This window comes from Candidatus Colwellia aromaticivorans, assembly GCF_003333305.1.
Lineage (GTDB): Bacteria > Pseudomonadota > Gammaproteobacteria > Enterobacterales > Alteromonadaceae > Colwellia > Colwellia aromaticivorans.
In genome coordinates, this window is the sequence record NZ_QOLD01000052.1 from 1 (window position 1) to 26,438 (window position 26,438).

22 protein-coding genes and 1 pseudogene are annotated in these 26,438 nt (G+C 36.8%); 5 read left to right on the forward strand and 18 right to left on the reverse strand.

Annotation, left to right across the window (positions count from 1 at the left end):
* Positions 1 to 197: 197 nt before the first annotated feature.
* From pdxJ to lepA, 6 genes are all read right to left on the reverse strand, one after another.
* Entirely contained in the window at positions 198 to 929 is a 732-nt protein-coding gene (pdxJ, locus tag DWA31_RS07530) for a pyridoxine 5'-phosphate synthase (RefSeq protein WP_114325989.1), read from the reverse strand.
* Positions 930 to 983: 54 nt separating this feature from the next.
* On the reverse strand, positions 984 to 1,724 hold the full coding sequence (gene recO / locus DWA31_RS07535) for a DNA repair protein RecO (RefSeq protein ID WP_114325990.1): 741 nt from the start codon (positions 1,722 to 1,724) through the stop codon (positions 984 to 986).
* A 242-nt stretch (positions 1,725 to 1,966) separates the two neighbouring features.
* Entirely contained in the window at positions 1,967 to 2,887 is a 921-nt protein-coding gene (era, locus tag DWA31_RS07540; protein WP_210725565.1) for a GTPase Era, read from the reverse strand.
* A 3-nt stretch (positions 2,888 to 2,890) separates the two neighbouring features.
* Entirely contained in the window at positions 2,891 to 3,691 is an 801-nt protein-coding gene (gene rnc / locus DWA31_RS07545; protein WP_114325991.1) for a ribonuclease III, read from the reverse strand.
* Positions 3,691 to 4,623 (reverse strand): signal peptidase I, encoded by a 933-nt coding sequence (gene lepB, locus DWA31_RS07550; RefSeq protein WP_114325992.1) that lies wholly within the window; start codon positions 4,621 to 4,623, stop codon positions 3,691 to 3,693. Before lepB ends, rnc begins: the two co-directional genes overlap by 1 nt.
* Before the next feature lie 87 nt (positions 4,624 to 4,710).
* Positions 4,711 to 6,501 carry a translation elongation factor 4 gene (gene lepA, locus DWA31_RS07555; RefSeq protein WP_114325993.1) on the reverse strand — a complete coding sequence of 597 codons (1,791 nt, stop codon included), beginning with the start codon at positions 6,499 to 6,501 and terminating at the stop codon, positions 4,711 to 4,713.
* A 450-nt stretch (positions 6,502 to 6,951) separates the two neighbouring features.
* On the opposite strand from lepA, the gene DWA31_RS17185 reads away from it, so the two are divergent.
* Together DWA31_RS17185 and DWA31_RS17840 are read left to right on the forward strand one after the other, a co-directional pair.
* On the forward strand, positions 6,952 to 7,101 hold the full coding sequence (locus DWA31_RS17185; protein WP_168427308.1) for a hypothetical protein: 150 nt from the start codon (positions 6,952 to 6,954) through the stop codon (positions 7,099 to 7,101).
* A gap of 5 nt (positions 7,102 to 7,106) precedes the next feature.
* A pseudogene (locus DWA31_RS17840) lies at positions 7,107 to 7,350 on the forward strand (transposase); the annotation flags it as partial.
* 353 nt (positions 7,351 to 7,703) lie between these two features.
* Here the strand turns inward: DWA31_RS17840 and DWA31_RS07565 are convergent.
* The 9 genes from DWA31_RS07565 to rpoE form a co-directional block, all read right to left on the reverse strand.
* Positions 7,704 to 7,916 (reverse strand): hypothetical protein, encoded by a 213-nt coding sequence (locus tag DWA31_RS07565; RefSeq protein WP_114325994.1) that lies wholly within the window; start codon positions 7,914 to 7,916, stop codon positions 7,704 to 7,706.
* 7 nt (positions 7,917 to 7,923) lie between these two features.
* Entirely contained in the window at positions 7,924 to 9,891 is a 1,968-nt protein-coding gene (locus DWA31_RS07570) for an RHS repeat domain-containing protein (RefSeq protein WP_114325995.1), read from the reverse strand.
* Between the two features lie 88 nt (positions 9,892 to 9,979).
* A complete protein-coding gene (locus DWA31_RS07575; RefSeq protein WP_114325996.1) occupies positions 9,980 to 10,492 on the reverse strand; it encodes a hypothetical protein in 513 nt (170 codons plus the stop codon).
* Positions 10,493 to 11,283: 791 nt separating this feature from the next.
* Complete coding sequence (locus tag DWA31_RS07580; protein ID WP_114325997.1) at positions 11,284 to 11,637, reverse strand: hypothetical protein; 354 nt, start codon at positions 11,635 to 11,637, stop codon at positions 11,284 to 11,286.
* 11 nt (positions 11,638 to 11,648) lie between these two features.
* Positions 11,649 to 18,278 (reverse strand): RHS repeat-associated core domain-containing protein, encoded by a 6,630-nt coding sequence (locus DWA31_RS07585; protein ID WP_114325998.1) that lies wholly within the window; start codon positions 18,276 to 18,278, stop codon positions 11,649 to 11,651.
* Positions 18,279 to 18,371: 93 nt separating this feature from the next.
* The gene (locus tag DWA31_RS07590; RefSeq protein ID WP_245942540.1) at positions 18,372 to 18,842 is read right to left on the reverse strand and encodes a SoxR reducing system RseC family protein; all 471 of its coding nucleotides are present in this window, start codon (positions 18,840 to 18,842) and stop codon (positions 18,372 to 18,374) included.
* Between the two features lie 66 nt (positions 18,843 to 18,908).
* Positions 18,909 to 19,937: a MucB/RseB C-terminal domain-containing protein gene (locus tag DWA31_RS07595; protein WP_114326000.1), complete on the reverse strand. Its 1,029-nt coding sequence runs from the start codon at positions 19,935 to 19,937 to the stop codon at positions 18,909 to 18,911.
* Between the two features lie 348 nt (positions 19,938 to 20,285).
* Entirely contained in the window at positions 20,286 to 20,951 is a 666-nt protein-coding gene (locus DWA31_RS07600; protein ID WP_114326001.1) for a sigma-E factor negative regulatory protein, read from the reverse strand.
* 29 nt (positions 20,952 to 20,980) lie between these two features.
* Entirely contained in the window at positions 20,981 to 21,562 is a 582-nt protein-coding gene (gene rpoE / locus DWA31_RS07605) for an RNA polymerase sigma factor RpoE (protein WP_114326017.1), read from the reverse strand.
* A 220-nt stretch (positions 21,563 to 21,782) separates the two neighbouring features.
* Between rpoE and nadB the strand changes: the two genes are divergently transcribed.
* Positions 21,783 to 23,381, forward strand: coding sequence for an L-aspartate oxidase (gene nadB, locus DWA31_RS07610; protein WP_114326002.1), 1,599 nt, complete (start codon positions 21,783 to 21,785; stop codon positions 23,379 to 23,381).
* On the opposite strand, the gene DWA31_RS17845 is transcribed toward nadB, so the two are convergent.
* Positions 23,378 to 23,899 carry a protein YgfX gene (locus DWA31_RS17845; protein WP_425451868.1) on the reverse strand — a complete coding sequence of 174 codons (522 nt, stop codon included), beginning with the start codon at positions 23,897 to 23,899 and terminating at the stop codon, positions 23,378 to 23,380. The genes nadB and DWA31_RS17845 overlap by 4 nt on opposite strands.
* A complete protein-coding gene (locus tag DWA31_RS07620; protein WP_114326004.1) occupies positions 23,859 to 24,125 on the reverse strand; it encodes an FAD assembly factor SdhE in 267 nt (88 codons plus the stop codon). Before DWA31_RS07620 ends, DWA31_RS17845 begins: the two co-directional genes overlap by 41 nt.
* Before the next feature lie 161 nt (positions 24,126 to 24,286).
* Between DWA31_RS07620 and ygfZ the strand changes: the two genes are divergently transcribed.
* Complete coding sequence (gene ygfZ / locus DWA31_RS07625) at positions 24,287 to 25,264, forward strand: tRNA-modifying protein YgfZ (RefSeq protein WP_114326005.1); 978 nt, start codon at positions 24,287 to 24,289, stop codon at positions 25,262 to 25,264.
* Between the two features lie 30 nt (positions 25,265 to 25,294).
* Positions 25,295 to 25,783 (forward strand): FKBP-type peptidyl-prolyl cis-trans isomerase, encoded by a 489-nt coding sequence (locus tag DWA31_RS07630; protein WP_114326006.1) that lies wholly within the window; start codon positions 25,295 to 25,297, stop codon positions 25,781 to 25,783.
* 99 nt (positions 25,784 to 25,882) lie between these two features.
* Here DWA31_RS07630 and DWA31_RS07635 read toward each other — a convergent pair whose 3' ends face one another.
* Positions 25,883 to 26,365, reverse strand: coding sequence for a YajQ family cyclic di-GMP-binding protein (locus tag DWA31_RS07635; protein ID WP_114326007.1), 483 nt, complete (start codon positions 26,363 to 26,365; stop codon positions 25,883 to 25,885).
* Positions 26,366 to 26,438: the final 73 nt, after the last annotated feature.

Below are 26,438 nucleotides of genomic sequence, written 5' to 3' on the forward strand. Positions count from 1 at the left end.
TAGATCCATTTCAATTAAAGATTAAGATAGAAAGTAAGTTGAAAGCCATTTTTAAACTTGTTTCGGTTACACCTAATGTGAGATTACGAGTATGACTTTCGGTTACCTTTTCTTTTGAGTCAATGCGAGCTATAGTTAACCCTATGAAAGTGTAGAAACTTTTCTATATACAAGAGGGGCACCTAAATTGCTGTATCTTATGCTCTAGCTTCTAACATCAACCTCTTCATATCACGCACGGCTTTATCTAAACCATCAATAACGGCACGAGCAATAATAGCATGGCCAATATTTAGCTCAATTATTTCTTCAATCGCTGCAATCGGTTTAACATTAAAATAGTTTAAACCATGTCCGGCATTAACTTTTAAACCAAGACTATGAGCATATTTAATCCCTTCAATTAAGCGAACTAATTCAGCTTTTTGTGCTACCTCAGATCCTGCATCAGCATAGTGCCCTGTGTGAATTTCAATATAAGGTGCTTTACTCGCCAGTGCCGCATCAATTTGCGCTTTATCCGCATCAATAAATAAACTTACTTCAATACCAGCCGCAGCTAACTTTTCCACTGCACTGGTTATTTTAGTCAACTTACCAATGACATCTAAACCACCTTCAGTGGTTAACTCTTCACGTTTTTCTGGCACCAAACAACAAAAAGCCGGCTTAACATCACAGGCAATGCTTACCATTTCATCGGTTACAGCCATTTCAAAATTCATACGTGTGTGTAATGTCTGCTTTAATACATGAATATCTCTGTCTTGAATATGACGTCTATCTTCACGTAAATGCACGGTAATACCATCTGCACCTGCATGCTCTGCAACACTTGCCGCATAAACTGGATCAGGATAATTAGTACCCCGTGCTTGACGGAGTGTCGCTATATGATCGACATTGATACCTAAAAGTAACTCTTTCATTTTTATTCTCTTAATTTTATTTTTAGCTGTTTGATGACTTTCAGTTGTTATTAACTACTCTTTTTTGTATTTTTTCATTACAAATAACTTACGACTATTAAGTGGCTTACCTTCAAGTAGATGGTGAAAAATTTGTCGCATTAACAGTTTAAATGTTTGCTCTACCCCTGCTAATTCAGATTTTCTTATATCGTAATTTTGTTCTGCTATTGCTTGTAAATGCACAGTATTAAACCAAGGTGTCGTGATATTTTTTATCGCGTAATGATAAGCGGGGATAAAGCCTTGCTCAACTACATAGTAAAAACCAGCAACATGTTCACTATTTTCTTCGAATATCGGAGTAAAGTCTAGTGACAGCCCTAATTCATCTAACAAGCTTAACTCGAATGCTCTTAATTGTGGAGCAATTGCTAAACCCTGCGATAGTGCGGTAATAGTCAATTGATATTGGGAAAAAAGCGTCTCGCAAATAATATCATCCGTTAATAAACGAACTAGTAGTTCATTAAGATAAAAAGCACTATAGAGACTATTTTTAGTTAATGCGTATGATTTTGAATTGGCTTCAATACGGGTGAGCATTCTTAAGCTAGTATTTTGTGACCCATTTTCTTTAAAAGCTACATTTAACGGTAAAAAAGGCTGTAACAAGGCTTTTTTTATTGACCGTTTAGATTGGCCAACATAAACAAGTGCAGAAACTTTACCATCGTGTTCGGTCAACAATTCAACTAATTGTTGATTTTCTTGATACGGACGAACATGTAAAACAAAGGCTTTTTGTTCAACCATCTCATTACCTAATCATTAACTCTTCACTATTAAATTTCACTTGAAAATTAGTTATTACACACTCAAATTTTATACTTATACCAGTTTCATTAATTAGGTGATCTATTTTATACGTAGAAAAAACGGTCAAATATAAGGCGTTTATTTCAATAACTAGTTGTTCTAGCTATTAAATAAATAACGAAGTACTTGGTCGTTTTAACAAGTAGAAATGATCACATAGTTAGTGAAATTGGTATTATTTAGCCTGAGTATTCATCGCCATAACCCAAACTTCTCAAGGCACGTTCATCATCAGCCCAACCTGACTTAACTTTAACCCAAGTTTCTAAAAACACCTGACTTTCAAACAAGTTTTCCATATCACGTCTAGCTTCTTGACCGATAGTTTTCAAACGTTCACCTTTATTGCCAATCACCATACGTTTTTGACTATCTCGTTCAACTAAAATTAACGCATTTATGTGGATAATACCTTTGTTATCCATTTTAAATTGTTCAATTTCTACGGTAGTAGAATAAGGTAATTCATCCCCGGTAAAGCGGATCAACTTTTCACGAATAATTTCTGAGGCCATAAAGCGGCTTGAACGATCAGTAATATGATCTTCAGGAAACCAAAAGTCTCCTTCAGGTAAAGACGCTAAACAAAGTTTACGGATTGTATCAACACCCTGACCTTTACTAGCTGAAATAGGTACGATGTCGCTAAAATCATGCATTGCACCTAATTTTTGTAAATGCGGTAACAAATCATCTTTTTCGTTAATATTATCTATTTTATTAACGACTAAAATACAAGAAGAACCACTATTTTTAATTTTATTCAACACCAATTCGTCATTCGGTGTCCAATGCGTACCTTCAACTAAAAACAAAACTAACTCAACTTCAGCAATTGAGCTACTCGCAGCACGATTCATCAACCGATTAATCGCACGTTTTTCTTCTGAATGTAAACCAGGCGTATCAACCAAAATAGCTTGTTGATGTTCTTCCGTTAAAATACCTAAAATACGATGACGAGTAGTTTGAGGCTTACGCGAAGTAATGCTAATTTTTTGTCCAAGTAAAGCATTAAGTAAGGTAGATTTTCCAACATTGGGCCGACCAACGATAGCAATTAAGCCTGCATGGGTAGGTGGAGAGATCGAGTTAGTCATATGCTATTTGGCCTTTTTACTTTGCTGTACTTCAACTTTACGTGTTTTAACTTTATTTTCTTTAGTTTGGATTTGCTTTAATTTAGCTGCCCTATGTTTTACTTTTGTCGATTCTAACAGAGCCAACACTTGCTGAGCCGCAGCTTGTTCTGCCTTTCGCCTGCTAGTACCTTTGGCAATAACTTCTTTATCTATCACCTCAGTTAAACAGCGTACAACAAACTGCTGGTTATGTGATTGACCACTGGTGTCAATGACATCATAAACAGGCAATGCTATTTTTCTACCTTGTAAGTATTCTTGTAAACGCGTTTTCGGATCTTTTTGCTCATTACCTGGCTTAATGTCACTTAAACGTTGAGCAAACCAAGATAAAATCAACGCCTTACAACATGTAATATCTGAATCTAAATACACTGCGCCCATAATTGCTTCAATGGCATCTTCTAGAATAGATTCACGCCTATGACCACCACTTTTTAATTCACCTGGCCCTAAAATAAGGTGCTCGCCCAAGTTAAAATCACGACCAAGTTCGGCTAAGGTAACGCCTTTAACTAAGCTAGAACGCATACGTGTTAAATCACCTTCGTCATGCTTAGGAAACTGTTCAAAAAGCACTTCAGCAATAACAAAGCCTAAAATTGAATCACCTAAGAATTCTAATCGTTCATTATGCTCACCTTTAGCACTACGATGCGTTAATGCTTGAATTAGTAAATTCGGGTCATTAAAAGTATAGCCAATTTTTTTAGATAGCTTAGTTATCGCTTGATTTTTAGTTTCTTTAAAATGGTGAGCCATTAATTAATTGCACCAATACGTTCAAAACGAATATTTGTTGGGATCCAACTAGGTAGAAAGCTATCTTCATCACGATCAAAGTCAAAGCTCATCCAGATAGCCACAGCTTGACCGACCAAATTTTCTTCAGGTACAAAGCCCCAAAAGCGACCATCTAAAGAATTATCTCTATTATCACCCATCACAAAATAATGACCTGCAGGTACTAAAAATTCATCAGGAGCTGTGCCCGCTTGTTTAAAATAAATATTCATTCTTGGCATGCTATATTGGTCATTTAAAATGTTATGCGTTTTATTTAACATAACCGCTTCAAACTGATTAAGACCTTTTTCTGCATCTGGCCCTTGATATTTATTAGTAAAATTATTAACTACTTGCACAAATTCAGGACACTTTGTATCAGAGGGTTTACATGCTTCTTTAATATATAGAGATTTATTACGGTAAATAATACGATCACCCGGTAAACCAATTACTCGCTTAATGTAATCAATACGAGGATCAACAGGATATTTAAATACCACCGCATCACCTCGTTCAGGCAAGCCAACATCAAAAAACTTATTGCGAGCTACTGGATCTTTTAAACCATAGTTAAATTTATTAACTAAAATAAAATCACCATCGAGCAAAGTGGGCATCATAGAGCCTGAAGGTATTTGAAATGGTTCATATATGAATGAACGCAAAATCAGCACAAAAGCAATAACAGGAAATACTTGCACTGAGGTATCAACTAATGCAGATGGCTCCATCAAAGTTGTTAGGGTCTCTGAAGTAAGTTCAACGCCACTTTGCTCTTTGGCCGCTGTTTGTGCAGCAATAGCTTTAAGCTTTCGTTGCGGTGCTAAATAAAACTTATCAGCAAACCAAACAATGCCTGTCAACACGGTAATTGCTACTAAAATGATTGAAAAATAAACTGCCATACCTATCCTAATATTATATATTTATCAACGAACAATTGAGCTGATACTTGTGCGACTCAACACTCGTTACTCGCAATTTTTTTATCTTTATTTATCTAATTTAAGTACAGCTAAAAACGCTTCTTGAGGTACTTCAACATTACCTACTTGCTTCATACGTTTTTTACCATCTTTCTGCTTTTGTAATAGTTTTTTCTTACGACTGATATCACCACCGTAACATTTCGCGGTAACGTTTTTACGTAGTTGTTTAACCGTAGTTCGAGCAATAACGTTATTACCAATGGCTGCTTGAATAGCAATATCAAACATTTGACGGTGAATTAATTCTTTAAGTTTATCCACTAACATTCGACCACGAGAGGCTGAATTAGCTCTGTGAGTAATCATCGCTAATGCGTCAACTCTGTCACCGTTGATCATTACATCAACACGCACCATATCAGCAGGCTCAAATCGAATAAAATTATAATCAAGTGATGCATAACCACGGCTAGTAGATTTTAGTTTATCAAAAAAATCCATAACCACTTCAGCCATAGGTAACTCATAAGTAACGGCAACTTGGTTACCATGATAGATCAGATCTTTTTGTACGCCACGTTTTTCAATACATAAGGTAATAACGTTACCCAGGTATTCTTGCGGTACCAAAATATTTGCTTGTACTATAGGCTCTCGAATTTCATCGATGTTATTAACCGCAGGTAAATCAGCTGGGTTGTCAATTGATAACAATTCACCATTAGTACAAGAAACTTCATAATTTACGGTTGGCGCTGTAGTGATTAAATCTAGATCGTATTCACGGGCTAAACGCTCTTGTATGATTTCCATGTGCAACATACCAAGGAAACCAATTCGGAAACCAAAACCTAAAGCAGATGAGTTTTCTGGTTCAAAAAACAAAGAAGCATCATTTAAACTTAATTTATTTAACGCATCGCGGAAATTTTCATAATCATCGGAACTGATAGGAAAAATACCAGCATACACTTGTGGTTGTGCTTTTTGAAAGCCAGCCAACGCTTTGTCTGTTTCTTTCTTGCTGATGGTTATGGTATCACCAACCGGTGCACCGTGAATTTCTTTAATTCCCGCGATAATATAACCAACTTCACCGGCACGTAAAATTCCAGTTTCTGTTTGTTTTGGCGTAAAAATACCAACATTATCTATTTGATGAACTTGCCCTGTGGACATCACCAACATTTTATCGCCTTTTTTCACTTCACCATTCATAATACGAACTAAAGAAACAACACCTTGATAGTTATCAAACCATGAATCAACAATAAGCGCTTGTAGTGGCGCATCGTAACTTCCTTCAGGCGCTGGAATGTTTTTTACAATAGTTTCCAAAACATCTTCAATACCAACCCCTGTTTTTGCCGAACAAGTGACTGCATCAGTGGCATCAATACCAATAATATGCTCAATTTCTTCACAAACTCTATCTGGATCTGCTTGCGGTAAATCAATTTTATTAAGGATTGGTATAACTTCTAATTCCATTTCAATCGCGGTATAACAATTTGCAACTGTTTGCGCTTCAACCCCTTGACCTGCATCGACAACAAGTAAAGCGCCTTCACAAGATGCTAGCGAACGAGAAACTTCATATGAAAAATCAACATGTCCAGGAGTATCGATAAAGTTAAGCTGATAGATTTCACCATCGTTTGCTTTATAGTCCAAGGTAACACTTTGCGCTTTAATAGTAATACCACGCTCACGCTCAATATCCATTGAATCAAGCACCTGCGCTTCCATTTCACGTTCTTGCAAGCCTCCGCAATGCTGGATTAAGCGATCAGATAATGTTGATTTACCATGATCAATGTGGGCAATGATTGAAAAGTTACGTATATTCTTCATTTTGCTAGGATTTTTCCTTTGTCTGATATTCGATCTTGCTGTTAGATATACCAATGGGTATATCAGTGCGAATCTCAATAAAACTCACACGATCTCATTTGATCGGGATTATACAACAAAATAGTTTAACTAAGGAAAAAAAAGATCGGACAGGACTGTAACAAAAAAACAGAAAGTTAATTGGATTTCAAAGAGGGGAATTTTAGGCAAAACAAAAGCGCCTATCTATAATCAACAAGAACTTCTTTATAGAGCTTGTTTGCATCAGGATCAGACTTAGTAACACTAATAACAACATGATAGATATCAAGTCTTTCTTTCTCTATGTAGATACCAAGTCCTTTGTGAACGAGCAGTTTTTTGTGTATCGTTACCCGTAACTGACAAACGGTGGAATGCTTACTGAAAAACCATGTGCACCATAGTTATGACTGGATTTAGGAAAATCTTATGATGAAGTTTGGTAAAGGTTATGATTTAAATTTGGCAAGCCGCCAATATCGACCGATGAGAATTTGGGAAAATAGCCCGAATGTTGCCAAATCGTTCGATGAACAATTTGGCAAAATGTACGATGCTAATTTGGTCGGCTACAGCTAACAGCAAAGGATTACCCGAAAAAAGCGCTTAGCGCTTTGTTTAAACAACGTTGGCATATTGAAGTAGATTTTAGAAATCTCAAGACAACATTAGGCCTAGTTGTTCTCAGCTGTAAAACACCTGAAATGTGTCAAAAAGAGATGTGGGTATATTTTTTAGCTAATAACTTGATACGGCTCTTGATGGCACAAGCAGCAGTTGCTCACAATTTATTACCAAGGCAACTGAGTTTTAAACACACGGTACAAATATGGAATACGTATTCTTTGCTAAAAAAAGCGTTGGATGACCCGATGTTTGCTTTGATAGCCAAACGAATCGTCGGTAATAGAACAGGACGAATGGAGCCAAGAGCGATCAAACGACGACCTAAACCCTATAAGTTATTAATGATCCCTAGGGCTGAAGCTAAACAGGAAATAATGAAAAATGGTCACCTAAAAAAGATGAAGTAGCCCTTTAATATCAAGGGTTCTACTCTTAATTAAGTGCCATTCTACTCTGACCCCTTTGATTGTAAATGTTGCCAAATCGTTCGATCAATCACTTGGCAAAAAGTACGATGCTAATTTGGTCGGCTACAAGGTGACCCTTTTTGATTTTTATTTATTTTTAAAAGCAGCCTTTATAGAAAACACTCCTATTCCAATTTGAAATATTATACTTAAAGCAAACTCAACTGGGTTTTCTTCGATTGTTAAATTATTTCCTCCTATATATCCCGCTCCAAACCCTGTAGATTCCCCTGTAAATAAGTGATAAAGACCAAGACCAAGAAAAAACAAACCGATAATTATCAACCCAAATTTATTCATAATAACCTCAAAACAAATCTAAAATCGTATTATTAATCGACTGACCTGAAGCCTTTTCAGCAACATAACCACTATTTTTAGGTAAAACTTTTTTAGCTAAGTCCCCACCAAAGCCCGTCCCTCCAAGTAAGGCTGCCACTGCTGCTTGTTTAAAATTCAAACCACTAAAACAAGGATCTAATGTTTGCCCCGCCAAATTACTAACAAAACCGTTAACAGCATCAAACAACGCCTTACCTGTGAGGAAGTTACTAGCTCCCCCAATTAAAGCAGCTTTCGCTACATCAGCAAAAGAACCACCTGATGAATATGCTTTAAAACCACCTAAAAAAGCACCAATTCCTGCACTTATAAAATTAGCGGCAACCTCACCTGTTGGGTCAACAAAATTAACAGGATCATTTTTCACATAACCATATAGATTAACTCCACCATCAAAGCGAATAGGATCTTTAGTGGTCCACCTTGCGGTTACAGAATCATAATCTCTAGCCCCAAACCTAACTAACCCTGTATCGGTATCATAGATGCCACCCGCAAAGCCAAAGGGTTGAAAACTCGGATTGGTATCTTCTAAAACAACGCCGTTAGTATCGTAGCTAAGTTGCTGTACAACAGCACCATCACTGATATCAACGACTAAGCGAACGCTACCTAAATGGTCAGAGATAATACGATAGGTTTTACCGTCTTTTTCCATAACACTGGGTACATTGATTTTATCACCGTAGATAAAACGACTAACCACATTGTTGTCTTTATCTAACTCAGCAATAGGATTTAATTGGTCTTGGTATAAAAAGCCTTGTTGTAAAATACCATTTACCTTTTTACCAACACGGCGGTTTTTACCGTCAATAATATAATCGATTGTTTTACCGTTAACGGTAGCATTGAGTAAATTACCGGCTAAGTCATAGCTAAACTGTTTAGTTTCACCATTATCGGTAATGGTGGTTAATGCGCCATTAGCATCATAAAGATAAACGGCAGTACCACGAGTTAATAATCGGTCTTGTGCATCAAACGTAGCTACAATGCCATTATGTAAGGTGCGGTTGCCGTTGGCATCAAATTGGTAACTTTGAATGATAGTACCATCTTGCTTAACTTCAACAAGTTGCCCTAATTGGTCATAGCTATAATTAAAAGTAGTCGTTTGACCGTTTACCGTTTCGGATAACGAGGTAATACGACCTAAACCATCTCGGGTATAATCAGTATGAAATAAAGTAGAGTTGTCATAACTAGCTTGATAATCCGTCAATTCTGAAAAACCATTTACCGTTTGATTGGTGTTAATGCTAGCTATCGTTGTTGAAGTTAATGTGCCGTTTTGCGCATCTCTCTCAAGAGTTAAATCACCTGCTTGCACTACAAGGTTATCTTTGTCGTAACCATAAGCAACGGCATCACCATTAACGCTAATGCTATTGACAAGAAAATGATTATTATATTGCCTGTTCACATTGCCCACCGTGCCATTAGCCCATGATTCTGACAATACTAAGTCACCATCATATTGATAAATTAATTGCTGACCATTAGCCGCCTCAATTTGCGCAAGCAGTCCTGTTGTTGGCTGGTAACTCATAGCTATATCTCCTTGTGGGGTATTGATAGAAGTTAACTGTCCTTTTGTTACATGATAGTTAAAAGTAACATCATCACCTGATGGATAAGTAATACGGGTTAATCGTTTATCTAAATCATAAAACCTTTCTGTTTTATGGTCAGGCAAAGCAATATTCGGCGGTACATAAGCGGTTTCTTTATCAACAGCGTTAAACTCAAATAAGTGCTCATTGCCTGTAGGTAAAACCATGCCCGTAATGTTGCTATTACCGTCATAAGTAAAGTCTATCAATTGATTGTCATCATTGGTTAATACCGCTTCTTTTTGCGTTACTCGGCCGATTAAATCATTGGTTAAATTGGTGATATTATCCTGAGCATCAGTGATTTTGAAAATCAATTACTCTGACCCCTTTGATTTGCTGGTTGAATATATTACAAGTAATAGTCCGAACTATGAGAACGGGACATTTAACGTTTGGTTGGTGTTAATGTTGGTTTGGCTCATTAAACGGCTCAAAATACTTTAGATGGTTAGGAGGTAAAGCCATGTAAAAGTTTTCTTTAGGAAAAAACAGCTCCGCCTCATAAGTAGTATTTAAAACATTCACTTTAGGGTAACTTTGAAATGTAACTTTTTCATCCTTCAAACACTCAGATAGTTGTTCAATACAAGTGTCATATATAAAGTTTTTCTTAGTTATTTTGATATAAACGATCTCCTCCGATCCTATTAACTCAATATTAAGAATTTTAGAATCACCATAAAACCACCACAAATATTGCTGAATAGTATTAAACGGATGAGGAAAAAATCTTTTATCCAGATCATTATGTACAACTAAGAAATCATTTAATAAATATTTTTTAATATGATCCAATTCATAGTAACTGGATTGAAAAATTATTTTTTGCACAGCACCTTTAAACATTGAAGAAAAAGATAAAAAATTTAATGTTATAAATAAATATATAATACCCCCTAAAATTAGACGAACCATTATCTACTCCTTGTGATGTTTTACATAACGCGTCTATTACATCTACGAAATCACAATAGTAAAACTAGGATTCCGACCACTTTTCTGAGAAACACTTCTCACTTTACCTGCCGGTGTATAGGTATAATAAGTAGTGGCTAAGCTATCAAACACTATAGTTACTACTCAACCTGTTTCATTTAATATACTAACTGAATTACGACCTTCTCCGTTAATTATTGTCATTGTATGACACGAATTTTGTTAGCTACAAAATGACTCTCAAGCGTCGCCCCCCCCTTTTATTTTAAATGCTAAGCTGAATTGTGGGTTACGGTTACTTAGCTGCTTTTTCCTTACTTAACAAAACTAAAAAACATAAAAAAAACAATCAAGCAAAAATTACCTGTTGCAATTAAAATATCATTCTGAGTTTTAATTAGTGAGATTAATGCTGTTATGGGTTCACTTTGAACCTCTAGTTTAGTTATGGCATATTTAGTATTGTTTTTTATAGCCTTATACCTTCTACTTGAAAAATCTCAGTGCTCATACTGAAGTTTTCAGCTCTGTCTAAACTTTTAAAAGACATATAGAAGCCAGATAAACACAAGGACATCAAAGTGGTGTAAAAGCCAAAGCACCTGATGTTGTAGATGGTCCCCAACCAATAACAGCACCTGCTCCACGAGTAATACCAGCAGCCTATGCTCCTCCAACTGCTGATTAAGCTATTTTACCTAATATTTGTCCGAATGATGCGAACGGAACAACGGAACAAAAAAGTACGATGCTAACTTTATCGGCTACAACTAAATTCGTTGATGCTTTTTAGATAAAAAAACAAAATACGTAATTATTAGTAATAGTAAAAAAAACAGAATTAAGCCTATCATAAGCAAGTCTGCTATCTCAGAATATAAAGTTTGAGATAGCTTCAACATAACTCTCGTTTTACCTTTCTCTACCTCTAAAAGTTTCATAAGTAACTTAGTATCCTTAATGGATTCAATTTTTACATTAGAAAGGTCATCATCAGCATAACTTTGCAAAAATTCTGTTGATTCATTTAAAACCACAAGAGTACTACTCATAAAATATAGCCCCAGAACACAAAGTATAAAAGCAATAAAAGTTGCCGATATTTTTTTTTGAATAATCACCATAATCTACCTCTCTATATTACCGGAATTGCTGTTAGTGCAATACAAACCATACCAGCAGCAATAGCAATCCCCCCCGTAACCACAGGAGACATCGCGGCAGTTCCTATTATTTCGGATGCTAATTGCTTATCCACTTGAGCTTTGATATTTAAATAATCTCTGGCCTTTTCGTTATCCCCATTTGCAATACACTCATTGGCTCGACTTGTCGCTAAATCTCTAAGGTGTTTCAAATTCATTTTAGCTTCACTCACACTATTATTGAAATCTATAGCTGTAGCAGCTAAATCAATTGCCTTAACAGTAGCGGCACAAACCATTCCACTTACGACTTCCTTACCTTCTGGATCAATACCATTAACTGGGTCGCTACCTACATAACCATATAAATTAACGCCACCATCAAAACGAATAGGATCTTTTGTTGTCCATCTGCCTATTTCAGCATCATAATCACGTGCACCAAAACGGGTGAGCTTGGTGTGTTGGTCATAAAGCCCCCCTGCAAAACCAAATACTTGAAAACCGGGGTTGGTATCTAGGATAATATTGCCCCACACGTCGTAATCAAGACGTTGGGCTATCGTACCGTCACTCGTATTAATAATTAATCTTGGGCTGCCTAAATAGTCTGAAATAACACGGTAGGTTTTACCGTCTTTAACCATGTAGTCAGGCACAAAAGCTTTACTGCCATAGATAAAGCGGCTAACTACATTGTTGTCTTTATCTAATTCCGCAATAGGATTTAATTGGTCTTGGTATAAAAATCGCTGCTGTAAAATACCATTTACCTTTTTACCAACACGGCGGTTTTTACCGTCAATAATATAATCGATTGTTTTACCGTTAACGGTAGCATTGAGTAAATTACCGGCTAAATCATAGCTAAACTGCTTAGTTTCGCCATTATCGGTAATGGTGGTTAATGCGCCATTAGCATCATAAAGATAAACGGCAGTACCACGAGTTAGTAACCTATCTTGCGCATCAAAGGTAGCCACAATACCATTATGTAATGTGCGATTGCCGTTGGCATCAAATTGGTAACTTTGTATGGTTGTACTGTCTTTTTTAACTTCAACAAGTTGCCCTAGTTGGTCATAGCGGTAATCAAAAGTGGTCGTTTGACCATTGACTGTTTCAGTTAACGACGTAATACGACCTAAATCATCTCGGGTGTAATCAGTATTAAATAAAGTAGAGCTGTTATAACTAGCTTGATAATCCATTAATTCAGAGAAGCCATTTAAGGTTTGATTCGTGGTAATGCTAGCTAAGGTTGTTGAAGTTAACGTGCCATTTAACGCGTCTCTCTCAAGAATTAAATCACCTGCTTGCACTACAAGGTTATCTTTGTCATAGCTATAAGCAACACCATCATTATTAACACTTATATTGTTAACAAGAAAATGATTATTGTATTGTCTGTTAACATTTCCCACCGTGCCATTAGCCCATGATTCTGATAATACTAAGTCACCATCATATTGATAAATTAATTGCTGACCATTAGCCGCTTCAATTTGCGAAAGTAATCCGGTTGTTGACTGATAACTCATAGCGATATCACCTTGCGGTGTATTGATAGAGGTTAACTGTCCTTTTGTTACATGATAGTTAAAAGTAACATCATCACCTGATGGATAAGCAATACGGGTTAAACGTTTGTCTAAATCATAAAACCTTTCTGTTTTATGGTCAGGTAAAGCAATACTCGGTGGCACATAAAGCGTTTCTTTATCAACAGCATTAAACTCAAATAAGTGCTCATTGCCTGTAGGTAAATTTATGCTTGTAATGTTGTTATTACCGTCATAAGTAAAATCAATCAATTGATTGTCATCATTGGTTAATACCGCTTCTTTTTGCGTTACTCGGCCGATTAAATCATTGGTTAGGTTGGTGATATTATTTTGAGCATCGGTAATTGTGGCTAAATAGCCATGCTCATTGTAGTCAAGAGTTGAGGTACGCTCCATTGCACCACTTTGTTGAGAAACACTACTGACTTCGCCCGTAGGCGTATAGGTATAATACGTGGTGGCTAAGCCATCAACCGTTGTCGACACTACCCGGCCTTTTTCATCGAGTGTGCTAACGGTATTGCGACCCTCGGCACTAGTTGTTGTTACTGTATTGGTGAGCAAGTCATACACGGAGCGACTTTCATTACCATTGATATTAATAATATCAGTATGCTTAGTCGCACTTAAAACATCACTTTCATCAACTAATACGACACTTTTACTGACATTGACTGATGATGTTAAGCCAGAAGGAAGTTTTGTAATTCTTTGGCTTACATAAGGGGCTTTTGCTTTAAAGCGCGGGTCTGGGCTGTAATCTTTACTAACAACTACGCCAGTTGGAAAAGTTTTCACTTCACTACCGTTAGCTTTGGTAACATTCGTTTTTACCGTACTATCATGGTTGGTCGTTGTTAAAACTTGCTCATTAAGGTTATTTGAAACTACCGTCATTACTTTTTTCAAACCAGAAGCCGATTCAACATTAATAGCATATGAGCCGCTAATAGGCTCACCAAACTCATCAAATACAGGTGTTTTACTCAATTGTGTAGATGAACCAAAGGCACTGGTATCTTTTACCAACAATCCACGTTCGTCATATTCAAAAGTAGAAGTATGGCTATTTAAATCTGTGAAGGTTGCCATCAATCCAGATGAGTCATACGTCATGGTATAAGTTTCTGTAAGTGGATTCGTAACATCAGCAAGATAACCGTTAGTATCGTAATTAAGCTGGGTTTGTAATCCGCTAGGAGAATTAATCGATATAGCATTAATTCCTTCTCGTATTATTTCAGTGATTTGATTATCACTATCAACAATACTGATAAGTAAGCCATTCACGTTATAATTAAATTGATAAATAGGCAACAAAGACTGGGCATCAAGCGTTGTTTGATGTTGCCCATTCCTATTAAAAGTGTAAATTAAGCTACCGTCTGTCGATGGTATATGAATAATATCATCCCTTAATGAGGCGTTATCAGCATAAATACGTCGTATTACATCCGCTTCACCTGTGAATAACTCCCCTGTTGGTGAAACAGCAAAGCTTAGCATACCTTCGGTTCCTGCATTTATTGCTGAGCCACCATTACGACTAGGCTCAGCAACCCAATAACCAACGCCCATAAAATGATTAACAACACCATCGGCAGCTATTTTAAACAGCTGATAACTATCCCAATCAAAAATATAAATATTATCTTCACTATCTAATACGAAGTTGCCCAAGTTCGGCATCAAAGGTACATCTTCTATCAATAAGCCCTGTTGAATTTGACTAAAAATAGAATCAGGATTACCTAATACGGTTGTTATTATACCGCTCGAATCAATTCGTCTAATACGACCTTCACTAGTGAAAAAATATAAGTTCCCTTGAGAATCATATTGAAGATTACGAGCCCTTGAAATATTTGCTTCAATTGCTTGAATGCCATCTTCGCTAAACGCTGTGTTACCTGTACCCGCAATATGAATAACATCACCATTTAGGCGAAGTAAAAATATCTTGTTACCTGTGCTAAAAACAATTTCACCCATAGTATTAATAGTAATCATGTCAGCAGGAAACTCGCTAAAAACAGTACTGATAATACCCGTATTATCAACTTTTCTAATCTTAAAATTACTGTCAGTTATATATATAGCACCATCTAACCCAAGAGCAAAATCTCTAATCATACCTAAATTAGCATTAATAGCTAAACCGCCATCACCCAACGCACCAGAGATTCTATTCCCCGCCACTCTGGTGACATAGCCTGTAGAATCTATTTTACGAATAGTACCCGAAATAGAGGTATTACCTTTATCCATATAATACAAATTACCTTGCGCATCAAACAGCATTTTATCTGGCCAATAAATTTTAACTTTAGAAACATCCTCTCCCTCCAGAGCAGGCCAGTAATCTAAATTATGACCACCAAATTCATCAATGACATTCTGTACTTTAGATACTTTTTGATAAGTACAATTACCTTTGAATAACATACCATTATCTGGGTATAAAACGTGGTGAGGCGATAGTCGCCATGCACCTAAACCTTGCGGTTTATTTAGGTATGAGCCTAAAAATTCTACCCAGTTTCTCTTTAGAATGACAGTTGAACTACTACGATTGCCTATAATTTGACTTGCATCACCAACACTTGCAAAGGATTGATTTAGCTCCGAAGCACTTTTGTAATAAACAGCACCATAAACATAATTAATTGAAATAAAAGCTTTTTGTAACCCATTTGCTTCACGTTCATACAAATCAAGACCATCCCATTCAAATTTATAGGTCAAATTAGCTTGTGACAAAAATCTCTTACTATAATATTTTCCTGCAATGATTATATTTACATCAATATATTTTAAACTGACTGGAATTGTCGCTTCAGTTACTTGAATCACTGTAGTTCTTTTACCCTTGTACCCCTTAGTTCCATCACTGCGATAGTTTAATGTGAAGTCAGTGCCTGAAATATTAACTTTTTCACCTAAGGATTGGTTTTGTACATCAATTATAGAGCCACATTCTTCGTCTGCATCATCTGGCTCAACCTCTTGTTCATCTGGTAAAGGCAATGGTGGTGTTTCTGCATCTTCTGGCGGACCATAAGGCCAATTATGATCCCACGGGGTGAAATGAGTGATGGGTACACGCCAAAAACTTTTACCCACTGAATAGGTTTGTGCTATAAAACTCAGCTCTTCTTGTGAGATATTTAGTGCAAGCAGCTCTGTTGAAGAGGCTATTTGACCTTCTCCAGCTATATCGAGAGCCGCATTACCATTTTCATCCAATGACAATACTTGAATAATGAGGCCATTATCTGAAGCAACCCATTTGGCCATTTCGCTATCGTACCAACCTGTTGGTACAGTCTCACCCACAGGGAAGTTTAAAAAATTGTCTACATAAAAAGGTAATGGCTGGTTAAACTCTACTTTGCTCGCACCTGCTTGAATTGCTTCATCAACACTTAACTCTACCGCATAGGTATAACCGCTTGTAGATGGTAATGTGCCAGGCATGGCGTTGGGGCCATTTTCACCCACGGTATATTCAGTTGCTCTAACATTTAAGGTGGTTAATGCCTGCTGCGTACCATCTGGTAATATCATCGTTGCTTGTGTGTTAGCAGGGAATACTATTACCGCTGTTCGTTGTCCATCAACATCAGACATCGTACTACCCGTTGCAGCTTGCATAATATTACTATTAGCAATGATGGTGGTGACAATAGGATCGGCTTTGGTCATCACCACATCGTCTACATAGGAGAATTCTTGCCAATTAGTATTGACTTTACGCTGTACAGGAAAATAATCAGCATGACTAAATGAAAGAGTGTTAGTCCCACCACCATTAACGACAATGTCATACATGCCATCAGCACGAGAAAGCGTCCAGCCATATTCACCATGGTTATGTATTGCTACTTTAACGCCACTAAGCGGGTTATTATCTTTATCAAGTATTTGTCCTCGAATGATTGACATTAAATCTTCATCAATTACCCCTGAGTTGATACCTTGTTGCACTGGTGTTGCCGAATCATACAAAAATGAGTATTTATCTTTAAATGTGGTAAATTCTGTAAGCTTTATTGGTGGTGCTATATTTTCAGGGTTTGGTGGTAGGTTTTGATTATTAGCACTGGTAACGAATAACGTAAACGATTGGATATCGTAACCGCCATTACCATCACTAACTTTTATGCTTACAAGATGCTCACCCACTTCATCCTCTGTTGGACTCCATTCTAATAAACCCGAATCAAGGCTCATTAGCATTGATTGCGGAGCAGCCTCTAAGCTGAACTGTAAACTATCACCATCAATGTCGTTAGCAATAACTTGGTAGCTATATAATTGCCCTGCTAAGGTGTTAACTATTGGTGTACTGGTAATTTCTGGCGCTTGATTAACATTCGCTACCGTTAAGGTATATTCTTGACTGTCAGTTAATCCTCCTGCATCCGACACTTGCACCAATACAGTATGTGTACCAACATCAGTATCTGACGTAGTCCAAACAATCAAGCCGTTATTATCAACCGTCATTCCAGTTGGCGAATCAAGTAAGGTATAGGAATGACTATCATTAGGGTCTACATCTTGAATAATTAACTGATATTCATAAACTTGTCGTTCATTAATTTCTAATATAGGCGTGGATGAGACTGATGGCGGAGAGTTTTCAACGATGCCAATAATATTGATTATTATGGCACTGCCAGATTTACTCGCTAATTCAACCTCAAGTTCATTAGCATCGGCTAGGGTAATGTTGCTTTCTAAATAGGTAATATTCTTATTAAAGTCTTGAGGCGAGAAGATAAGTTCGCCGTTAAGCCAAACTTTAGCGCTAGAGATAGTGGAATATTCAACGGACTCGTACTCACCATTGTAGCCACCATTATGCAGCTCTATTCGATAATTAGTGGCATACTCGTGTTTGGAAAATTGAACAGTTTCAATTGAAGGAGCGCCAGCCCCTCTTACAAATAGCTTATTATTTAGCGTTGAGACATCGTAGCGGTAAGCAAAACTATTACTTACCAGCGTAAAAAAGAAAAGAATAGAAAAAAAGATATGCTTAATACACATAAATCATCCTTGATCGTGTTAACTAATAACAGTGCCTAATACTGTTATTTCCCTTGAAACAAACTATTACATTTAGCCTATTAGTTGTCAACTCTACTTAAGTGGCTTAGGTAATACTCGTAATATTTTAGGCTGTAGTTTTTCCTGATGCTCAGGATGATTTTGTAAGTACTTTGCTAAACGATAGCCTAAATAACCACCCAAAAGGCCAATACCTAATGCCAATAACTCATGACTCAACACTTCTTGCACTATTAACCACTGGCCGAGCGCTGAAAAAGATAAAAGGCCAATAACCGGAAGTAAATAAACTTGCCAAGCGCTTTGAAGCACGTCCACCTCAGGTAACGTTAACACGACACAATCGCCAATTTGAAGGCGTTGGTTATTTAATAATGCAGACACAGGTAAAATAAATGATAATTTTTTATGAGGAATAGCTTTAGCAACTTGACCACTGGCGCATGTCGAGACTTGCGAACAACTATTACAGCTAGACTTAACTTGACTAACCACACTAATCATCCCATTTTCAATGGCAATAACTTCAGCTAATTCTTCCATTATATTTTAATAACAAGCATTTTAATAACAGGCATTTTAAGAACCAACATTTTGACAACCCACTTATTAAGGTGTTCCATGATTAGGAATAAAACGAACAGAATTGACGATTTGATTCGCACTTGCCACTGGAATTTTACCGACAACGCTTACTTCTACGTTATTAATAACTTTATTTAAGACCAAAGTTGCACCGTCATTCGCAAATTCTATTGCTCTTTGTTTATCCTTGCTAGGATTAACATAAACAGATATATCAACTAACCCGTCATTGAATAACATAAACTCCACAGCCTGTTTACTGGTGTTAATTCTGTGTATATTAGATTTGATTTTTTTAAAACCACTCGGTAACCAATTAACTTGCCAAGCCAATTCTGTTTCTTCTTGTTTAGTTGAAGTATCAATTATTTTAGGTAAGTCTGTTGCCTGAAGTTGCTTTAAATGTTCAGATAAATTATCGGTAATTTCTAAATGGGTAAATTGTATTTGCTCAAGTAATTGCCCTTTTCGGGTAATAATTGCTAACTTTAATAGTAAACCACTTTGCTGATCTAACCATACCCAATAACCAAAACGATGAGTGTCTTTTGGTACAATACGAATCAACTGAGCAATTCTTCCTAATACACGGCTCTTGCCAACAGAAACAAAGTGATAATTATTTTTTAGCACACTAATATCTTGACCAAATACCGCAGGAATTGGACCGCTGATATGAGAAGACGTTATAGAATAAGGTGCATATTCAGGTTCTATATAACTCACGATATTATCAATGCGTAAAATATCACGACGCGGTCCGTTGAGTAAGGCTAATATTTCAAGCTCTACCTGATTGCCACTTGCCGTGTTTTTAGTATTACCATGCAACCAATGATAGGGCTCTGCTTGATTATTTTTAACCACAACAAACGAGGTACTAAAGTTTAGCTCTCGCAAAGCATTTGAAAGACGCTCGAAGGATAGCTCAGCTATATTACTGTCGCTGTCACTCTTAACTGTCGCTGATAGCGCTGAAAAACTAGTAAAAACACTAAAAGAACAAATTAGAAAATATTGTATAAAAGGTGATTTAAAAAGTAAGAACTTCATGCTTTCTCAAGAATTATGGGCATTAAAAAAGTTATATACTCGTTCCACCTGAAAATACGAGTTTCAGGAAGTCTAAGCGAGTCATAATCAAGGCACATTTTTTTATTAATGGTATTCCCTTAAAAACAAGTGTAACGCGGAGTATGATTTGCTTAGACTTCCCCGTAGCGCTAGTTTAGAAACACTTTAAGCGGCGTTAGATAAATTTGAAATAAAATAACTATAACGACATTCATCTGCCTTACCTAAAGGGTTTCTAATTCCAGCTGAATTCTGTATTTTCAAGTAGAACGAGTATAATCTCATTATTCACTTTTTTTTGATGCCGTCAATGATTGTATCAATGAGTTAATTAATTATTTTCTTATCTAATTGATTATCTAATGGATTGTCTAATTGCTTGTCTGATAGATTATCAGATTGCGCGTTTGAATTTTCGTTTACTTTTGCTGCACTTAACTTAATTTGCTGTTGATGATCAGAGAATAAAGCTTGAAACCGACGTTGCTGCTCAATTCTTTGTTTAAGTACTGCTTGTTTTTGAGGTTTCACTGGCTGTTGATAATTAAAACTTACCGGATTGGCAAAACCAGCTAAAGGCTTAGTTTGCACAATTTGATTCGGCGTAATAATTTCATTGTTATCCGCGGTATTTTGTTGCACACCAATAATCATCAATCCTGCCGCTGAAGCAGCTATAGCCAACTGACCAAGAGGTTTAATTAGCTGAACAACCTTAGCTTTAAAGGTGTTAGGTGCTTTATCTTCTACACGATTAGGAGCAAGAACCGTAGGTTCATCTTGCAGTGCATCAGCGATTTGTGCTGATAAGTCTAATTGTAATGCCAGTGGTATTTCATCACGAATGACATCACCAATTAAATGGTAGTGACGCCATGTTGTTGATAAGTGTTCATCCTTGAGCATATCATCAATAGCTTGTTCTGATTCATGATCAGAAACTGCATAATTATCAACTAATGATGAGATTGTCTCAAACTTACTTTCACTCATACTTCTACCTTAAATAATTAATTTTAAAACTAGTTTGCTTGCAGCAAAGGAGTAATTTTTTTATCAATTGCATCACGCGCTCTAAAAATACGTGAACGCACCGTGCCAACTGGGCACTCCATGATAGTAGCTATTTCTTCATAACTTAAACCTTCAATTTCTCGAAAGTTAATAGCAATACGTAAATCATCCGGTAATTGCTTTATGGCATCAAAAATAACTTTTTTTATTTCTTCCGTCAGTAATACTTTTTCAGGTGACGCATTTTCTCTTAGCGCATCTCCACCATCATAAAATTCTGCATCATCAATCTCAACGTCATTACTAGGCGGTTTTCGACCTAGCGCTACACTATGATTTTTAGCACAATTTACTGCTATGCGGTACAACCAAGTATAAAATGCACTATCTCCTCTAAAGTTAGGTAAAGCTCGGTAAGCTTTAATAAAAGCTTCTTGCACTATATCAGGCACATCACTTTGATTGCTTACATAACGTGACACTAAATTAGCCACCTTATGTTGATATTTCGTTACTAATAGGTTGAAGGCGTTTTTATCACCTTGCTGTACCCGTTCAACCAATGCTTGGTCGACGCTCTGTTCGCTCATTTGAGCCATTTCTCCTAACGATACCCTATCTATTTTGAGGGTAAAAATTCATTTTTCACATTTGGCTCGTAACAAACGCATCAATTAAGACTACTCATTTTTAAAAAAGTTCTTTTTATTTTACTTTTTTTTACATTTAGACTTATTTGAGCTTGTTACCCTGTTACCAAGTGTCAATAAACGGTAATATCACATTATAATACCTGATAATCCTTTATATATGAATCAACAAAACAATTGTGATGTGCTAATTATTGGCAGCGGCGCGGCGGGGTTAACACTCGCCTTACATTTAGCAAAAAATGCTGATGTTGTTATTTTAAGTAAAGGGCCACTTAACGAAGGCTCTACTTTTTATGCACAGGGAGGAATCGCTGCTGTTTTCGATGAAAATGATAGTATTGCCTCTCATGTAGCCGACACTATGATTGCTGGTGCTGGTTTGTGCGATGAAAAAACAGTGCTATATACCGCCGAAAATGCCAAAGCTTGCCTTAATTGGTTAATTGAGCAAGGTGTTACCTTTGATAAAGAAGAAAGTGAACAAGGCGAAAGGTATCATCTCACACGTGAAGGTGGTCATAGCCATCGCCGGATTCTTCATTCTGCCGATGCAACAGGAAAAGTAATACAAACCACATTGGCTGACCGTGTTAGACAACACTCTCGCATCAGAATATTTGAACGTTACAATGCCATTGATCTAATCTGCGAATCACACGAAGAAGAAGGTAAAAGCAAACAGTGTATTGGTGCTTATATTTGGAATCGAAATACTGAAAAAGTAGAAAGCATTTATGCACAAAAAACTATTTTAGCAACAGGAGGAGCCAGTAAAGTTTATCAATACACCTCAAATCCTGATGTTTCTAGTGGTGATGGCATCGCGATGGCATGGCGTGCAGGTTGTCGAGTTGCCAATATGGAATTTAATCAATTTCATCCTACTTGCCTTTTTCACCCCGATGCAGGGACTTTTCTTTTAACTGAAGCTTTGCGAGGCGAAGGGGCGAAACTAAGACGTCCAGATGGTAGCCGCTTTATGCCAGCTTTTGATCATCGTGCTGAATTGGCACCGCGTGATATAGTCGCTCGCGCCATCGATTTTGAAATGAAACGCCTCGGTGTTGATTGTATGTATCTTGATATTAGCCACAAACCCCGTGACTTTATCAAACAGCACTTTCCTACCATCTATCAGCGTACTAAAGATTTTGGTATTGATATTACCAAACAGCCTATACCAGTAGTGCCAGCTGCTCATTATACTTGCGGTGGCGTTATGATAGATCAGCAGGGTAAAACAGATGTTCACCAACTTTACGCCATTGGTGAAATGTCGTACACCGGTTTACATGGAGCCAATCGTTTAGCGAGTAATTCTTTACTTGAATGTTTGGTGTTTGCACGTGCTGCGGCAATAGAAATTAGTGAATCATTAAAGCCAAACAATCGTTTTATAAACTTACCTCGTTGGGATGAAAGTAGAGTGACAGATTCTGACGAAGAAGTTGTTATTCAACATAACTGGCACGAATTGCGACTGTTTATGTGGGATTATGTTGGCATTGTTAGAACCACTAAAAGGCTTGAACGAGCTTTACATCGGGTTGAACTTTTACAGCGAGAAATTCAAGAGTATTATCAACACTTCAAAGTAAGCAATAACTTACTTGAATTAAGAAATTTGGTACAAGTGGCGGAATTAATTATTCGTTGTGCTATGAGTCGAAAAGAAAGTAGAGGCTTACACTACACATTGGATTATCCTGAGCAACTAGCAGAAACAAAACCAACCATTTTAAATCCGAACGATTAAGAAGTATTTTTTAACTTTCGAATCACCTGCGACAGTCTAGAAAAGTCTTCTGCACTTAAACTATCGCGATAAATGAACAGTCGTTTATTTTTACCTCTTTCATTTATCGCATTTAGCAAAAATTTCGGTGGATACAGGTTAGATAAAGGCGCCATATGCAGCCAACAGCCGAAAAAACTATACCGACTACTGGCTAGTAACTGAAACTGTTCTTTTCTATCAACAGTGCTTTGTACTGTATTTTCAAGCATATATTCGAATGAACAAACACCGTACTCATCAAGAATTACTTGAAGTGTGGTTAGTTGCCCATTCCTTTTTTTTGCAACAAAAATACTCAGTAGAGTAATTGTTAGTACAACTGTAACTAGCAAAAACTGATAGGCATATGTGACATAGCTTATCAACAGCAAGCTAAAACAAATGCAACCACTGAACAATAATAAATAGTGATAAAGTGACTGTTTAATACAAAGATTATACTTTGACGCGGTTGAGTATAAATTGCACCATGGCATTGAGTTCGGGGTCTTCACAAATATTATGTCCCATAAACCAAGCAAATAAGTCTGGATCTTGCTCGGTTAATAACCGCTCAAAAATTCTTTGCTTTTCTGCAGTTAAATCATCATAAGCTTCATCGACAAAAGGCATAAAAAGCACATCAAGCTCTAACATTCCACGGCGACATGCCCATTTAAGTCTAGCCTTATTTACCGGTGGTAAGTTTACCGCTGCTGACATTTTTCTATCCTCATTCACTAAAGTTAGCGCTATTGTAGCAATAACACTAGTTTACTCGCCAACTAATTTAGTAATATTTATCGGGTAATATCAAAGAGCGCTTGAATTTGTAGTTATTCGACCATATTTATCTAATACCAATCACTGACTAGTTTGATCTTATGTCAATAACAACCGAAACCAACTTACCATCCCTTGATGAATTACCCGACACTTTTCTAGTGTCACTAGATAACTACAGTGCGATTTCTTTAACAGGAGAAGAGCAAACTAGCTACTTACAAGGCCAAGTTACTTGTGATGTAAATAGCAGCAGTGATAACAATCTACTCATTGGTGCTCACTGTAATGCTAAAGGTAAAGTATTTAGCGCATTTCGTTTAATTAACCGAAATGCAGCACATTTATTGATTCAACCTAAAGCCAGTATTTCTGGTTCGATTAGCGAACTAAAAAAGTTTGGTGTATTTGCTAAAGTTGATATAACACCAACAGATGAATTAAACTTTTTCGCCTTAATAGGTGAACAAGCAACGGCTATTTTACAAGAACACTTTAACCAAATCCCTGATAGTTTAACGCCTGTTGTGCAATCAAATACAACGACTTTAGTTTATGTTGCTGGCAAACAAGCACGCTATTTATTAATTGATGAAAGCCCTGTGCTAGAAAACATAATAGGCAAGTTAAACCTACCTATTTACAATTCCACCCTATGGAACTTGCTAGAAATCAATGAAGGTTTCCCGCAATTATCAAGTGTATACAGCGGTGAATACGTTCCACAAATGCTTAACTTGCAGGCGATTAATGGTATCAGTTTTACTAAAGGCTGTTACTTAGGCCAAGAAACCGTGGCTAGAATGCAGTATTTAGGCAAAAACAAGCGAGCGTTATATTCATTAAGAACACTGCTAACGCAACCATTAGAAAGTGATGACGTAATCGAAAAACAATTAGGTGAAAACTGGCGTAAAGCTGGAGACATTTTAACAAGCTACCAAGCGGATAATGGTCACTGCTATCTTCAAGCCGTACTTAATAGTGATCTAGATGATAGTACTGCGTTAAGAATAAAATCACAGCCTGAGTCAAGAATAACAGTTCAAGCATTACCTTATTCGTTAGTAACAGAATAAAAATTTATTTAAATATATTTAGGAATCTCAATGAAAATTAGCAATAACTCTGTAGTCATCATGCACTACGCCGTATCAGATAGTGAAGGCACATTAATCGACAGCTCATATGATCATAAACCTATGGCAATTATTCAAAGCACAGGTTATTTAATTCCCGGTTTAGAAAATGCTTTGCTTGATCATCAAGCAGGCGACAAATTTGAAGTAGCAGTGGAGTGCAAACAAGCTTACGGTGAACGTCATGATGAATATGTACAAACCGTACCAAAAGAATTATTACAAGGCGTTGAAGAGTTAGTCGTTGGCACGCAATTACGCGCTTCTACCGATGATGGCGAACAAACTGTAATCGTTATTGATATTAACGATAAAGAAGTAACCGTTGATGGTAACCACCCTCTTTCAGGTTTAGATTTAAGCTTTGAGGTGGAAATTTTAGAAGTTCGTGAAGCAACAGAAGAAGAGCTTGCTCATGGCCATATTCACGCTGAAGGCGAGTCTTGTGGTGGTCACTAGAAGTTAAGTGGTGAGCAAGAAAAGTTTCGAGTTACAAAGTTCCATACTCTGAATAGTTGGTCTTCGTAACTCGTCACTCTTAACCCGAAACTTTCGGCCTTAATCTTTAAAATTAGTAAACTGAAAGGATTGTTCTAATTCTGCTTTTCGCACAAGCTGCATAACAGATTGCAAATCATCACGTTTCTTACCTGTAACGCGTACTTGTTCCCCTTGAATCGCCGCTTGCACTTTTAATTTTTCTGCTTTAATCAGCTTAACTACTTTTTTCGCAACATCTTTCTCAATACCTTCTTTAAAGCTAACTTGCTGGCTCCAGTTTTTACCGCTAGCGGAAGGTGAGCCTAACGTCATTGCTTTAGCATCAATTTGACGCTTTGTTAACTGGCTACGTAACATGTCGCCTAATTGTTTCAATTGAAAATCACCTTCAGCTTTCATTGTTACATTAGGCTTATTCCATTCAAAACTTGCTTCAACGCCTCGAAAATCAAAGCGAGTTGATAATTCACGATTCGCATTATCTACGGCATTAAGTACTTCTTCTAAATTAATTTCTGACACTATATCCATTGATGGCATGATCATTTCTCTTGTTAACAAATTTATATTTTTACTATTATATCATTATACCCAAACAACATTAGCATGATAA

Excerpts from the sequence above, each read along its gene's own strand:
- DWA31_RS07595 (WP_114326000.1), bottom strand. The coding sequence starts at position 19,937 with ATGAAGTTCTTACTTTTTAAATCACCTTTTATACAATATTTTCTAATT.
- DWA31_RS07585 (WP_114325998.1), bottom strand. The coding sequence starts at position 18,278 with ATGTGTATTAAGCATATCTTTTTTTCTATTCTTTTCTTTTTTACGCTG.
- DWA31_RS07600 (WP_114326001.1), bottom strand. The coding sequence starts at position 20,951 with ATGAGTGAAAGTAAGTTTGAGACAATCTCATCATTAGTTGATAATTAT.
- era (WP_210725565.1), bottom strand. The coding sequence starts at position 2,887 with ATGACTAACTCGATCTCTCCACCTACCCATGCAGGCTTAATTGCTATC.
- DWA31_RS07580 (WP_114325997.1), bottom strand. The coding sequence starts at position 11,637 with ATGGTGATTATTCAAAAAAAAATATCGGCAACTTTTATTGCTTTTATA.
- lepB (WP_114325992.1), bottom strand. The coding sequence starts at position 4,623 with ATGGCAGTTTATTTTTCAATCATTTTAGTAGCAATTACCGTGTTGACA.
- ygfZ (WP_114326005.1), top strand. The coding sequence starts at position 24,287 with ATGTCAATAACAACCGAAACCAACTTACCATCCCTTGATGAATTACCC.
- recO (WP_114325990.1), bottom strand. The coding sequence starts at position 1,724 with ATGGTTGAACAAAAAGCCTTTGTTTTACATGTTCGTCCGTATCAAGAA.
- DWA31_RS07565 (WP_114325994.1), bottom strand. The coding sequence starts at position 7,916 with ATGAATAAATTTGGGTTGATAATTATCGGTTTGTTTTTTCTTGGTCTT.
- DWA31_RS07635 (WP_114326007.1), bottom strand. The coding sequence starts at position 26,365 with ATGCCATCAATGGATATAGTGTCAGAAATTAATTTAGAAGAAGTACTT.
- lepA (WP_114325993.1), bottom strand. The coding sequence starts at position 6,501 with ATGAAGAATATACGTAACTTTTCAATCATTGCCCACATTGATCATGGT.
- pdxJ (WP_114325989.1), bottom strand. The coding sequence starts at position 929 with ATGAAAGAGTTACTTTTAGGTATCAATGTCGATCATATAGCGACACTC.
- DWA31_RS07590 (WP_245942540.1), bottom strand. The coding sequence starts at position 18,842 with ATGGAAGAATTAGCTGAAGTTATTGCCATTGAAAATGGGATGATTAGT.
- DWA31_RS07630 (WP_114326006.1), top strand. The coding sequence starts at position 25,295 with ATGAAAATTAGCAATAACTCTGTAGTCATCATGCACTACGCCGTATCA.
- nadB (WP_114326002.1), top strand. The coding sequence starts at position 21,783 with ATGAATCAACAAAACAATTGTGATGTGCTAATTATTGGCAGCGGCGCG.
- DWA31_RS17845 (WP_425451868.1), bottom strand. The coding sequence starts at position 23,899 with ATGCCATGGTGCAATTTATACTCAACCGCGTCAAAGTATAATCTTTGT.
- rpoE (WP_114326017.1), bottom strand. The coding sequence starts at position 21,562 with ATGAGCGAACAGAGCGTCGACCAAGCATTGGTTGAACGGGTACAGCAA.
- DWA31_RS07620 (WP_114326004.1), bottom strand. The coding sequence starts at position 24,125 with ATGTCAGCAGCGGTAAACTTACCACCGGTAAATAAGGCTAGACTTAAA.
- rnc (WP_114325991.1), bottom strand. The coding sequence starts at position 3,691 with ATGGCTCACCATTTTAAAGAAACTAAAAATCAAGCGATAACTAAGCTA.
- DWA31_RS07575 (WP_114325996.1), bottom strand. The coding sequence starts at position 10,492 with ATGGTTCGTCTAATTTTAGGGGGTATTATATATTTATTTATAACATTA.
- DWA31_RS17185 (WP_168427308.1), top strand. The coding sequence starts at position 6,952 with ATGATGAAGTTTGGTAAAGGTTATGATTTAAATTTGGCAAGCCGCCAA.